Here is a 12,887-nt window from a genome sequence, read left to right as displayed (position 1 = left end):
AGCAGGCGGGTGCCGGGCGTCAGCGGGCGGGGGGCGGGTGCGTGGCGGGCGTCAGCAGGCTGGTGCCGGGCGTCAGCGGGCGCGTGGCGGAGGTCAGCAGACAGGAACCGAACCGGCCGGAGACGGGCGCGTGGCAGGCGCCAGCAGGCCGGCGGCCGATCTCGCGCGCGTCAGCGGACCCATGGCGAGGTCAACCGGCGGGTGCCGGGCGGAACCGGTGGCGGTATTCGGCCGGGGCCGACCCGAGCGCCTTGATGAAGGCGCGGCGCATCGCTTCGGGGGTGCCGTAGCCGCTGGCGCGGGAGATCCCCTCGACGCCGTCGCCGGTGTCCTCCAGGAGGCGGCGGGCGTGTTCGAGGCGGACGCGGTCGACGTAGCGGCCGGGGGTCATGCCGGTCTCGGCCAGGAAGGCGCGCGCGAAGTGGCGGGGTGACAGGCGGGCGCGTTCGGCGAGGGACTCGACGGTCAGGTCGTCGGCGGGGTGTTCGGTGATCCACCGCTGGACCTCGCGGAGCGGCTCGCGCTGTGCGGTCTGGGCGGCGAGCTGGGCGCTGAACTGGGCCTGGTTGCCGGGCCGGCGCAGGAAGACGACCAGGTGGCGGGCGACGGTGAGCGCCGCGTCCCGGCCCAGGTCGTCCTCGACCAGGGCCAGCGCGAGGTCGATGCCCGAGGTGACGCCGGCGGAGGTCGAGACGTGTCCGTCGCGTACGTAGATGGGCTCGGCGTCGACCTCGATCGCCGGGTGGTTCCGGGCAAGCTGGTCGCAGTACGCCCAGTGGGTCGTGGCGCGACGGCCGTCCAGCAGGCCCGCCTCGGCGAGCAGGGCCGCGCCGGTGCAGACGGAGACCAGGCGCTCCGCACGCGGGCCGTGCTCGCGCAGCCAGTCGGTCAGGCGCGGATCCGGGCGCCGGGTGCCCTGGCCGCCGGGGACGAGGAGGGTGTGCGGGTCGGGCGCGTCGGCGAGGGCCTCGTCCGGGACGAGGGTCAGGCCGCCGGAGCTGCGCACCGGGGTGCCGTCCAGCGAGGCCGTACGGATGAGGTACGTCCCCGGCGTGTACTGCTCGGCCCCGGCGAACACCTCCACGGGGCCGGTGACATCGAGACTCTGGACGGCGTCGAAGAGGACGACGAGAACGGTTCGCTGCACCATGCCCTCGATTCTTGGGCGAGGGACGGATGGCCGCAATGACGAGTTCCCCACCTTTCCTGCCACATAGACCGGCTGCGAGACACCGATGCCTGGATCGAGTACTGACCGGTCGGTAACGTGCCTCCATGACTACCGTTGCCTTGGACCCGCGTGCGGGCCGCCGCTGCCACAACGCGCTCAACTCCCTGCACGCGGCGCACTACTTCTCCCCCGACCTCGGCCGGGAACTGGGCGCGCTCGGCGTCACGCACCCCCGGGCCGTCAACTTCGCGGTACGGGCGGCCGCCCTGGGGCCGGTCGGCGCCGGCGCGGTGACGGCGGCGTTCTACAACTACAAGCACGAGCTCGTGGCCCGGCACGTGCCCGCGGTGTGGGCGACGGCCACGCCCGAGCAGGTCCTGGCGGCACGCGCGCGTGCCGTCGACGCGACCCTGCGCCGCCTGCTGGGCGAGGAGGCCTTGAGGTCCGCCGAGATGGCGGAGGCGGCGCGACTCGCCCTGCGGGCCGCGGAGGCCTGCTCGCGCGGCGCCCGGCCGCTGTACTCCGCGCACGCCGACCTTCCGGTGCCCGAGGAGCCGCACCTGGCGTACTGGCACGCCGCCACACTGCTGCGCGAGCACCGGGGCGACGGCCACCTCGTCGCCCTGATGTCCGCGGGGCTCGACGGTCTGGAGGCCGTGGTGACCCACACGGCGACCGGCAAGGGCATGACGCCGAAGTGGGTGCGCGACACCCGCGGCTGGACCCGGGAGGACTGGGACGCGGCGAGCGGGCGGCTGCGGGAGCGCGGGCTGCTGGACGAGGACGGTGAGCTGACGGAGCAGGGCGTCGCGCTGCGCGAGGGCGTCGAGCGCGAGACCGACCGGCTGGACCGGGCCCCGTACGACCATCTGGGCGCCGACGGCGTCGCACGTCTGACGGAACTCGGCACTGCCTTCGCACGCGCCGCGCTCGCCGCGGGCGCCTTTCCGGCGGACCTGCTCGGCAAGCGCTGAACCGGCGGCGCGACGGCGCGACGGCCCGTTGGGGTGGTGCTGAGCGTCGAGCGCCGACAGACCACCCGGGCCAACACTGGACGGCATACCTCGCCGGCCCCCCGACCGACGCCGCACGACACGCCCTCGCCAGCCCCGACCGACCCCGCACGACACGCCCTCGCCAGCCCCCGGACCGACCCCGCGCAACCCCGCCCGACAGATCTGCCGGCCGACGCCGAACGGCGGTCCTGGCGGCCTCTTGGTCCGCCGCCGGATGACCGCTCGGATGCGGCGGCGCATGCCGGGCCGTTGCCGAGGTACCCGGCTTCTCCCGGCCGTAGCGGCCGGGAGAGGAAAGGGGAAACTCGTGTTTCGTGCAATCGCAGACGTGCTGCGCCAGATCGGTGGCGCCATCGCCACCGTGGTGACGCTGCCCTTCCGGGCACTGGCCCGGCTCCTCGGCGGCGCCTCGAGCTCGACCCGCGGCCGCAGGGTCTGATTCGGCCGCCCCCGCCCCGCCGGTTTCCGCCCTGATCCCCGGTTGTCGGTGCCACCTGCCACAATTGCCGCGCAACCTCAGTGGAGAAGGCGGTACGGGATCGTGACGACACCCCTCGTAGGGTCCATCGAAGGCAGGATCGCCGAGGAACTCGGCGTACGGGAGCGGCAGGTCAAGGCTGCCGTGGAGCTGCTCGACGGCGGTTCTACGGTTCCCTTCATCGCCCGCTACCGCAAGGAAGCGACCGAGATGCTCGACGACGCGCAGTTGCGCACGATCGAGGAGCGGCTGCGGTATCTGCGGGAGCTGGAGGAGCGGCGGACGGCGATCCTCGACTCGGTGCGTGAGCAGGGCAAGCTCACTGAGGACCTGGAGGCGCGGATCCGGGCGGCGGAGACCAAGGCGCGCCTGGAGGACATCTACCTGCCGTACAAGCCCAAGCGGCGCACCAAGGCGCAGATCGCGCGCGAGGCGGGCCTGGAGCCGCTGGCCGACGGGCTGCTCGGCGATCCGACCGTCGAACCGCTCGCCGCGGCCGCCGCGTTCGTGGACGCCGACAAGGGCGTGGCCGATCCGCAGGCCGCGCTCGACGGCGCCCGGGCGATCCTCACCGAGCGGTTCTCGGAGGACGCCGACCTGATCGGCGAGCTGCGCGAGCGCATGTGGGTGCGCGGGCGGCTGGCGGCGAAGGTCCGGGAGGGCAAGGAGGAGGCGGGCGCGAAGTTCGCCGACTACTTCGACTTCGCCGAGCCGTTCACCGAGCTGCCCTCGCACCGCATCCTCGCCATGCTGCGGGGTGAGAAGGAGGAGGTCCTCGACCTCGTCCTGGAGCCGGAGGAGCCGACGGACGGTCCCTCGTCGTACGAGGGGATGGTGGCGCACCGCTTCGGGATCACCGACCGGGGCCGTCCGGCCGACAAGTGGCTGCAGGACACGGTCCGCTGGGCCTGGCGCACCCGCCTCCTGGTGCACCTCGGCATCGACCTCAGGCTCAGGCTGCGTACGGCGGCCGAGGACGAGGCGGTCAACGTCTTCGCGGCGAATCTGCGGGACCTGCTCCTCGCGGCCCCGGCCGGCACGCGCGCGACGCTGGGCCTGGATCCCGGGTTCCGTACGGGCGTGAAGGTCGCCGTCGTCGACGCGACCGGCAAGGTCGTCGCCACGGACGTGATCTATCCGCACGTCCCGGCCAACAAGTGGGACGAGGCGATCGCCAAGCTGGCGCGGCTGGCGAAGGAGCACGCGGTCGAGCTGATCGCGATCGGCAACGGCACGGCGTCCCGGGAGACCGACAAGCTCGCCGGTGAACTGATCACCAAGCACCCGGAGCTGAAGCTCACCAAGGTGATGGTGTCCGAGGCGGGCGCCTCGGTGTACTCGGCCTCCGCGTTCGCCTCGCAGGAGCTGCCCGACATGGACGTGTCGCTGCGCGGCGCGGTGTCGATCGCCCGTCGGCTCCAGGACCCGCTGGCCGAGCTGGTGAAGATCGACCCGAAGTCGATCGGGGTCGGCCAGTACCAGCACGACCTGTCCGAGGTGAAGCTGTCGCGCTCGCTGGACGCGGTGGTGGAGGACTGTGTGAACGGCGTGGGGGTCGACGTCAACACGGCGTCGGCTCCGCTGCTGTCCCGGGTCTCGGGCATCACCTCCGGGCTCGCCGAGAACATCGTGGCGCACCGGGACGCCAACGGCCCGTTCAAGTCGCGCACACAGCTGAAGGGTGTGGCGCGGCTCGGCCCGAAGGCGTACGAGCAGTGCGCGGGCTTCCTGCGCATCCGCGGGGGCGACGACCCGCTCGACTCGTCCAGCGTGCACCCGGAGGCGTATCCGGTCGTGCGGCGGATGGTGAAGACGTCCGGGCAGGAGGTCGCCTCGCTCGTCGGCAACACCGGTGTGCTGCGCTCGCTGAAGCCGCAGGACTTCGTGGACGAGACGTTCGGTCTGCCGACGGTGAGCGACATCCTCAAGGAGCTGGAGAAGCCCGGGCGCGACCCGCGGCCCGCGTTCAAGACGGCCACCTTCAAGGAGGGCGTGGAGAAGATCTCCGACCTGTCGTCCGGGATGATCCTGGAGGGCGTGGTCACGAACGTGGCGGCCTTCGGGGCGTTCGTGGATGTGGGTGTCCACCAGGACGGCCTGGTGCACGTCTCCGCGATGTCGAAGACGTTCGTCAAGGATCCGCGGGACGTGGTGAAGCCCGGCGACATCGTCAAGGTGAAGGTGCTGGACGTCGACATTCCGCGCAAGCGGATCTCGTTGACCCTGCGGCTGGACGACGAGGCCGCGCCACAGGAGCGGCAGCAGGGCTCGGGGGGCGGCGAGCGCCGGCAGCGGGGCGGCCGTCCGCCGCAGCAGCGCCAGAACCGCGGCGGTGGCGGCGCCTCGCGCCAGGCTCCGCCGCCCGCCAACAGCGCGATGGCGGACGCCCTGCGCCGGGCGGGTCTGCTCGACCAGAAGAAGGGCAGGGGCTGAGACACCCGGCCCGGATCCTCCGGTACGGCACGGAGAGCCCGGGCCGCTTCGCCCGTAAGGTGACGTCATGTCGACCTCGCGTGTGATCACCTGGGAAGTGTCGGAGAGCAAGGGGCTCGAGACCGCGTGGATCGAGTTCGACGGCGACGCCCTGAGGGCGCGCGGCCGTGCGGTCGGGACGACGCCGGAGCCGTACTGGATCTCGTACGCACTCGACACGACCGACGGCTTCGTGACGCGCCGGCTGCTGGTGGAGGCCGCCACCGCGCACGGCACCCGCATGCTGGACCTGCGTCACGACGGCGAGGGCCGCTGGACGACGAACGGCGAGCGGGTCCCCCAGGTCGACGGCGCCCTCGACTGCGACCTCGGCCTGTGCCCCCTCACCAACACCATGCCCGTGCTCCGGCACGGCCTCCATCGGGCGCCCGGGGAACGGGAGTTCCTCATGGCGTGGGTGGCCGTGCCCGAGCTGACGGTGGAGCCGTCCCGGCAGACCTACGCCCACCTCGGGCCCGGGCTGGTGCGCTTCGCCTCCGCCGACTTCCGCAGTGACCTGGTGGTCGACGCGGACGGATGCGTCGTCGACTATCCGGGCCTGGCCGCTCGGCTGACGGCCGCTTAGGGCCTGTCCGGCGCCTGTCCGGCGAGCTGATCCGCCGGACGTGTCCTATCGTTCGGTCACCTTGCCGTCCGCCACCTCCAGGCGGCGGGTCACCCGGACCGCGTCCAGCATGCGCCGGTCGTGGGTGACCAGGAGCAGGGTGCCCTCGTAGGCGTCGAGGGCCGACTCCAGTTGTTCGATCGCCGGCAGGTCCAGGTGGTTGGTCGGTTCGTCGAGGACCAGCAGGTTGACGCCCCGGCCCTGCAGCAGCGCCAGGGCCGCCCTGGTGCGTTCGCCCGGGGAGAGGGACGACGCGGGGCGCAGCACGTGGTCGGACTTCAGGCCGAACTTGGCCAGCAGGGTGCGGACCTCGGCCGGCTCGGTGTCCGGGACGGCCGCGCAGAAGGCGTCCAGCAGGGATTCCGAGCCGTGGAACAGCTTGCGGGCCTGGTCGACCTCGCCGACCAGGACGCCGGAGCCGAGGGCGGCGGCGCCCGCGTCCAGGGGGACGCGGCCCAGCAGGGCGCCGAGGAGGGTCGACTTGCCCGAGCCGTTCGCTCCGGTCACCGCGACCCGGTCCGCCCAGTCGATCTGCAACGACACCGGGCCGAGCACGAAGCCGCCGCGCCGGACCTCCGCGTCCCGCAGGGTCGCGACGACCGCGCCCGAGCGCGGGGCCGACGCGATCTCCATACGCAGCTCCCACTCCTTGCGCGGCTCCTCGACCACGTCGAGACGTTCGATCATGCGCTGGGTCTGGCGGGCCTTCGCGGCCTGCTTCTCGCTGGCCTCGCTGCGGAACTTGCGGCCGATCTTGTCGTTGTCGTTGCTCGCCTTGCGGCGCGCGTTCTTCACGCCCTTGTCCATCCAGGAACGCTGCATCTGCGCCCGTTCCTGGAGGGCCGCCCTCTTGTCGGCGTACTCCTCGTAGTCGCCGCGGGCATGCCGGCGGGCGACCTCCCGTTCCTCCAGGTAGGCCTCGTAGCCGCCGCCGTAGAGGGTGATCTGCTGCTGGGCGAGGTCGAGTTCGAGGACCTTGGTGACGGTGCGGGTGAGGAACTCGCGGTCGTGGCTGACCACCACCGTGCCGGCGCGCAGGCCGCTCACGAAGCGTTCGAGGCGCTCCAGGCCGTCCAGGTCGAGGTCGTTCGTCGGCTCGTCCAGCAGGAAGACGTCGTAGCGGGAGAGGAGGAGTGAGGCGAGTCCGGCTCTCGCCGCCTGGCCGCCCGACAGGGAGGTCATCGGCTGGTCCAGGTCCACGGCCAGACCGAGCGAGTCGGCGACCTCCTCGGCCCGCTCGTCGAGGTCGGCGCCGCCGAGCCCGAGCCATCGCTCCAGGCTCGTCGCGTAGGCGTCGTCCGCGCCCGGCGCCCCGTCGACCAGGGCCTGGGTCGCCTCGTCCATCACCCGCTGGGCCTCGGCGACACCGGTGCGGCGGGCGAGGAAGTCCCGCACGGTCTCGCCGGGCCGCCGCTCGGGCTCCTGCGGGAGATGGCCGACGGCCGCCGTCGGCGGGGAGAGCCGCAGCTCTCCCTCCTCGGGCGTGGTCAGCCCGGCGAGCATCCTGAGCAGTGTGGACTTGCCCGCGCCGTTGGCTCCGACCAGCCCGATGACGTCCCCGGGCGCGACGACGAGGTCGAGCCCGGTGAACAGCGAGCGGTCGCCGTGGCCGGCGGCGAGGTTCTTGGCGACGAGGGTGGCAGTCATCAGACCGCCGATCCTAACGGCCGGCCCTGATCGTCCGCGTCCCGGTTTTCAGTGCGCCATCGCCTCCACCAGCACGCTTCCCGAGGTCCGCGCCACCACGAAGGACTCCCCCTTGACCGCCTTGGCGTCCAGGGCGATGCGGTGGCGGCCCGGTTCCAGGATGCCGTCGAAGACCTCGTGGATGTGGGCCCGGTAGAGCCGGTCGAGGCGGTACGCGGTGAGGCTGACCCGGCACGGGGAGGTGACCTCGACGTCCGCCTCGCCGTCGGCGGCGACCAGGCGCGTGAGGCGGCGCCGTTCGACCGGGCTGCGGTCCAGGGCGTGTTCGATCTGGGCGACGAGGAGCGGGACGATCGGGGCGAGGCCGTCGACGTAGGCCACGTCGACACCGGCGCGTTCGAAGGAGCGGCGTACGGCGGCACGTTCCCCCTCGGTGACCGCGCGGCCGAAGGCGACGGCGCCGTAGCCGCGCAGTTCGTCGGCGGGGACGTCGTGCGCGTCGCGGGTGATGTCGGCACCGATGCCGATGATGCGCAGCGCGGCGGCGAGTTTGGCCAGGAGGGCCGCGCGGGCGCCGATGAGCAGGACGCGTCGGCGCGTGCCGACGGAGCCGTTCAAGAGAGAGTCCAGTGCTTCCCGGTACTCGGTGCCGTGGAAGCGGAAGGGCCCGATGCCGTGGTAGCCGTTGAGCTCCAGGTCGGCGTGTTCGTCCGTCTGCCAGGCGAAGTCCCGCCAGAGGAAGTCGTCGCCGTCGCGCTCGATCACCGCGGTGACCGCGCCGCACGCGAGGTCCTCGCACTCGGGGCAGCCGTAGATGACGTAGCGGCCGTCGGGCAGTGGCGGCTCCGTCTCCAGGAGCAGGCTGCGGACCTGGGCGGTGAAGATCGCGGGTGGGACGTCGGAGGCGAGCGGGGAGACGGCGTCGAGGTCGGAGAGCTGGAAGAGGAGCGGACGTCCGTCGACGACGAAGTCCACGAAGTCCCGATGGATCTGGTAGTCACCGTTGGCGAGGACTCCACCGGCACGCATCGCCGGTGCCAGGCCGAAGGTCGCGTACTCGGCAGACATGCTGTGAGTATCCCCAGAGCGGGACCGGTCTGAGCACGGCATGACATATTCCGCTAACGTCCCCGCATGGAAATCGCACCGGAGGACGAGGTCGTCGTGGTCGGCGGCGGCGTCATCGGGCTGACGACAGCCCTCGTACTGGCCGAGCGGGGCCGACGGGTGCGGGTGTGGACGCGCGATCCCGTGGAGCGGACCACCTCGGCGGTTGCCGGGGCGCTGTGGTGGCCCTATCGGATCGAACCGGTCGCGCGGGCCCGTGCGTGGGCGCTGCGCTCGCTCGACGTGTACGAGGAGCTGGCCACGCGGCCCGAGGCGACCGGCGTACGCATGGTCGAAGGGGTACTGGGCGAGGCGGACCTGGACGGCGCCGATGCCTGGGCGACCGTACGGCTGCCGGGGCTGCGGGCGACTACGGCCGAGGAGTACACGGGCCCGGGGGTGTGGGCACGGCTGCCGCTCATCGACATGTCGACTCATCTGCCCTGGTTGCGGGAACGGTTCCTCGCAGCGGGCGGGGCCATTGAGGAGCGTACGGTCTCCGACCTCGCGCAGGTCTCGGCGCCGGTCGTGGTCAACTGCACCGGCCTCGGCGCCCGCGAGCTGGTGCCGGACGCGTCGGTGCGTCCCGTGCGCGGGCAGCTGGTCGTCGTGGAGAACCCGGGCATCCGCACCTGGGTGACCTCCAAGGCACCCGACGGGCAGATGGCGTACTTCTTCCCGCAGCCGGGCCGGCTCCTGCTGGGCGGCACGGCGGACGAGGACGAATGGTCGCTGGAGCCGGATCCGGCGGTGGCGGAGGCGATCGTACGGCGGTGTGCGGCGCTGCGGCCCGAGATCGCGGGGGCGCGGGTGCTGGGCCACCGGGTGGGGCTGAGGCCGACCCGGGACGCGGTTCGGCTGGAGCGTGAACCGCTGTCCGACGGGCGGGTGCTGGTGCATCACTACGGTCACGGCGGCGCGGGTGTGACCGTGGCGTGGGGCTGCGCGGAGGAGGCGGCGGGACTGGCCGCCGCCTCCCCGTGACACAAGAGCGGGTTCAGCAGTCGGTGACCGGCTCACCGGCCGTCAGGTGGTACGGCGCACGCTCGTCCAGGAGCAGCGGGACGAGGGCGCGCAAGGACTGGCGGAGCGGGACGTAGGTGCCTCGGGTCGTCACTCCGTGCAGGGCGAGTTCGTCCTTCACCTCCGTGTACTGCTCCGGGGTGAGCCGGTAGCCGCAGGGCGGGTCCTGGATCACCTCGGCCGGTTCGGGCGGGTCGTTGTCGGCGCCGCCGACGTAGACGGGGCCGGTGCCGGCGTAGCCCTCCAGCCGGGCCTTGCCCGTCGCGGCCTCGATCCGCCCTCGGCGTTCGTCCGTGAACCCGGACAAGCCCTTCAGCGCGGCGAGCTGGGAGTTCACCCGGCGCCGGTTGTTGACCGCTTCGCCGACGTCCGTCAGGGGCTCCACCCGGCTCTCGATGAGCAGACCGACCGCGTGCTTGATGCCGGACGTGTTCCGCAGGATCCGCTCCTGGCCGTCCCCGGCGACCTGGCGGATCGGTTCGCCGGTGTCGGGATCGGTCCAGATCCCGTACGTGCCGGTGGAGTACCCGGCGCCCTGCGCGGCGGGGCGTACGTACGCCTGGGACAGGGTCTCCGCCTCGTCGTGGACGGCCGCGTCCGTGTTGAGGTTGCGCGGCCACAGGTCGAACAGATCCTTGTCGTAGTACGGCGGTGTGGCGCCGTACTCGTGCAAGTCGTAGATCACGTCCGGGCGTTGGTCGCGGATGACCGCCGCCAGTGTGCGTCCCTCGGCGGTCCGCAGGGCGATGTGGTCGCGGTTGATGTCGACGCCGTCGCTGTTGCCTCGGGTGTCGGCGGCGCGGCCGTCGGGATTGGCGGTGGGGACGACGAGCACGGTGGTGCGGTCCAGGAAGCGGCGGGTCTGCCTGTCCTGGGCGTACGCCAGGTCGCGGATGGTGGTCAGGCAGGCCTCGCGGCCGGAGGGCTCGTCGCCGTGCTGGCTGCACACGAGCAGGACCTTGCTCTGGGCGTGCCGGGCGCCGACCCTCACGAGTTGCAGGGGCCGGTCCTGCTTCGTCGTACCGATGCGGGCGACGGAGACCCGGGAGCTCGCCCGGTCGACGGCCGCGAGGAAGTCCTGCTCCTCGGACTGGCTGGTCCAGCGGGCGCCCTCGGACTCCTCGAAGCCGGTGCGCGGCGGGGTGTCGGCCGCGTGGGCCGGGGCCGCGACGAGGGAGGCGGCGAGGGCCGCCGCGGTGAGCGTCAGGGCGCGGATCATCGGCCTCCTTCCGGCACGCGCTGCACGGTGCGCGGTGCCTGGACTCCGTCGAGGGGGGTGGCCTCGGGCGCGGCGGCCGCGGACCCGGCGATCGCGCGCGCGAAGGCGGCCGTACCGCCGACGAACGGGACGCGTGCCGACGTACGGGACAGGTCGAGTTTCAGCGTCGGCTTGGTCGACGGCGGGTCGATGAGGTCCTTGTCCGTGCCCGCGACGATCAGCGCGAGGCGGTGTCCGGCCGGGACCACGTGGTCGGTGGCGCCCAGGTCGAGGGTGATGGTGTACGGCTTGCCCGGGGTGAGCGGGGCGCCCGTCAGGTCGGAGGCGTGGTTGCCGAGGTCGGCCCAGCCGCGGCTGACGATCGTGTGGTCGACGTCGGCGTTCTTCGCCTGCGTCTCCTTGAAGCAGGCGCTGTCGCCGGTGGTGCTGACGCCCCAGCAGGTGCGGTCGGTGAGGGTGGTGATGCCCTCGTAGGCGTCGGCGTAGTCACGGATGGTGTCGGGACCGAGGTCGACAAGGACGGCGGACAGGTGGGCCGTCGAGGTGGAGGGGGTCGCGGTCACGGTGACCTTGGAGGAGCCGGACAGGCGCAGGTCACGGGTGAGCGGCACGCTGGCGAAGCCCGCCTTCTCGGGGGTCGGCGTGTCGATGTGCGCGGCCCAGTCGGTCTCGCTCAGCTCCGGGTTGTCGGTGAAGGTCTCGGTGCCGGTGCCCTTGTGCAGGCCGAGCGTGCCGACGCCCTCCTGAGCGCCCTCGGCGGGGCGCAGGGTCGTGGTGTCGGTGCCGCGCGGCGGCCAGACCGTGGAGGTGACCCACTGGTCGGGGTGGCGCTCGATGTCGGCCATCGGCTCGCGGTCGATGCCGTTGTCGTAGCCGAGGAGTTCGTGGTCGAACCAGCGGTGCAGGGTGTCGACCCACTGCGCGCGGCGGAAGTCGAAGGGGTCGACGTGGCCGGTCTGGGACAGCCAGATCTTGCGCTCGACGCCGTTCTTCGCGAGGGCGTCCCACCACGGGCCGACGTGCTGCATACGGACGTTGAGGTCCTGCATGCCGTGGATCAGGAAGACGCTCGCCTTCACCTTCGAGGCCGCCTTGTTGTAGTCGCGCTCGGCCCACAGCGGGGTCCGGTCACCCGTGCGCGGGGCTCCGTCGACGAGTTTTTGCTGGACGGCGGCGCACTTGGCCCGGGCGTCGGGGCTGTTGACGCGGTTGGACAGCCAGTCGGGGCCGGTGCCGTAGAGCGGGGCGCCCTTGGAGAAGTAGTAGTCGTACCAGGTGGAGATGGCGCTGATCGGGACGATGGTCTCCAGACCCTCGACTCCGGTGGCGGCGACGCCGTTGGCGATCGTGCCGTCCCAGCTCTTGCCGATCATGCCGGTCTTGCCGTTGGTCCAGCCGGCTTTCGCGCGTGTGGTGCCGGTGCGGGTGGTGTAGGCCTTGCCACGCCCGTTCAACCAGTCGACGACGGCCTTGGCGGACTGGATGTCGGAGCGGCCGCCGACGTCCACGCAGCCGTCGGAACGGTTGGTGCCGGCGAGGTCGACGCCGACGAAGGCGTAGCCGCGGGGCACGAAGTAGTTGTCGTAGAACAGCGGCATCTGGACGACATCGCCGTCGGCGTCGTACGTCTTCTTCTGGCTCTCGTTGCCGCGCCCGCAGCAGGAGTAGTACGGGCTGGCGTCCATGATCACGGGTACCTTGCGGCCCTGTTGGGCGGGTTCGCGGGGCCGGACGATGTCGACGGCGACGCGGTCGGTGTTTCCGTCGCCGTCGCCGTCGAGTCGGGTGTCCACCCAGACGGCCTCACGGACGGCGTTCTCGTACGAGTGGACGGGCCGGCTCTCCTGCGGAGTGCCGTGGGCCACGGTCGGGGTGACGAGGGCGGCCATGAGGGCGGCGACGGCCGCGGTGGCGAGCGGTCTCCAGGTCGTTAAGCGCATGCGTGTCGGCATGCGCCGGACGCTACATCGGTCAACTCCCGTACAGAAGAGGGCACCAGGACGCGTGTGGGGCCCGCGAAGTCCCTTGGGGCGGCTCGCTCGTGACGGCCCAATGGCGATCGTGTGACAGCGGCGGCGGTGGACACGTCCGGGCACACAGGAACTCAATAGACTGCGAACGGACTTCGT

The 12,887-nt window shown here is 72.3% G+C and carries 10 protein-coding genes; 5 read left to right on the top strand and 5 right to left on the bottom strand.

What is annotated here, in order from left to right:
• Window positions 1-190: 190 nt before the first annotated feature.
• The gene (locus Q4V64_RS47030) at window positions 191-1,150 is read right to left on the bottom strand and encodes a GlxA family transcriptional regulator (RefSeq protein ID WP_124437592.1); all 960 of its coding nucleotides are present in this window, start codon (window positions 1,148-1,150) and stop codon (window positions 191-193) included.
• A 125-nt stretch (window positions 1,151-1,275) separates the two neighbouring features.
• Here Q4V64_RS47030 and Q4V64_RS47025 point away from each other — a divergent pair, with 125 nt between their 5' ends.
• The 4 genes from Q4V64_RS47025 (at window position 1,276) to Q4V64_RS47010 (ending at window position 5,723) form a co-directional block, all read left to right on the top strand.
• Complete coding sequence (locus Q4V64_RS47025; protein ID WP_124437593.1) at window positions 1,276-2,145, top strand: hypothetical protein; 870 nt, start codon at window positions 1,276-1,278, stop codon at window positions 2,143-2,145.
• 349 nt (window positions 2,146-2,494) lie between these two features.
• Window positions 2,495-2,626 (top strand): LPFR motif small protein, encoded by a 132-nt coding sequence (locus Q4V64_RS47020; RefSeq protein ID WP_253266739.1) that lies wholly within the window; start codon window positions 2,495-2,497, stop codon window positions 2,624-2,626.
• Window positions 2,627-2,728: 102 nt separating this feature from the next.
• Window positions 2,729-5,098 carry a Tex family protein gene (locus Q4V64_RS47015; RefSeq protein WP_124437594.1) on the top strand — a complete coding sequence of 790 codons (2,370 nt, stop codon included), beginning with the start codon at window positions 2,729-2,731 and terminating at the stop codon, window positions 5,096-5,098.
• Window positions 5,099-5,165: 67 nt separating this feature from the next.
• Window positions 5,166-5,723: a putative glycolipid-binding domain-containing protein gene (locus Q4V64_RS47010; RefSeq protein WP_124437595.1), complete on the top strand. Its 558-nt coding sequence runs from the start codon at window positions 5,166-5,168 to the stop codon at window positions 5,721-5,723.
• Between the two features lie 45 nt (window positions 5,724-5,768).
• Here Q4V64_RS47010 and Q4V64_RS47005 read toward each other — a convergent pair whose 3' ends face one another.
• Window positions 5,769-7,409 (bottom strand): ABC-F family ATP-binding cassette domain-containing protein, encoded by a 1,641-nt coding sequence (locus Q4V64_RS47005; protein WP_124437596.1) that lies wholly within the window; start codon window positions 7,407-7,409, stop codon window positions 5,769-5,771.
• A 48-nt stretch (window positions 7,410-7,457) separates the two neighbouring features.
• Complete coding sequence (locus Q4V64_RS47000) at window positions 7,458-8,477, bottom strand: oxidoreductase (RefSeq protein ID WP_124437597.1); 1,020 nt, start codon at window positions 8,475-8,477, stop codon at window positions 7,458-7,460.
• A gap of 66 nt (window positions 8,478-8,543) precedes the next feature.
• On the opposite strand from Q4V64_RS47000, the gene Q4V64_RS46995 reads away from it, so the two are divergent.
• Window positions 8,544-9,500: an FAD-dependent oxidoreductase gene (locus tag Q4V64_RS46995; RefSeq protein ID WP_124437598.1), complete on the top strand. Its 957-nt coding sequence runs from the start codon at window positions 8,544-8,546 to the stop codon at window positions 9,498-9,500.
• A gap of 13 nt (window positions 9,501-9,513) precedes the next feature.
• Here Q4V64_RS46995 and Q4V64_RS46990 read toward each other — a convergent pair whose 3' ends face one another.
• Entirely contained in the window at window positions 9,514-10,758 is a 1,245-nt protein-coding gene (locus Q4V64_RS46990) for a M14 family metallocarboxypeptidase (RefSeq protein WP_124437599.1), read from the bottom strand.
• Window positions 10,755-12,710, bottom strand: coding sequence for a Xaa-Pro dipeptidyl-peptidase (locus Q4V64_RS46985; protein WP_124437600.1), 1,956 nt, complete (start codon window positions 12,708-12,710; stop codon window positions 10,755-10,757). The genes Q4V64_RS46990 and Q4V64_RS46985 overlap by 4 nt, the downstream gene beginning before the upstream one ends.
• Window positions 12,711-12,887 lie beyond the last annotated feature (177 nt).

Origin of the sequence: Streptomyces sp. NL15-2K (assembly GCF_030551255.1) — a bacterium.
In the GTDB taxonomy this organism is placed as follows: Bacteria; Actinomycetota; Actinomycetes; order Streptomycetales; family Streptomycetaceae; genus Streptomyces.
This window is presented reverse-complemented; position numbering and strand designations above follow the sequence as displayed.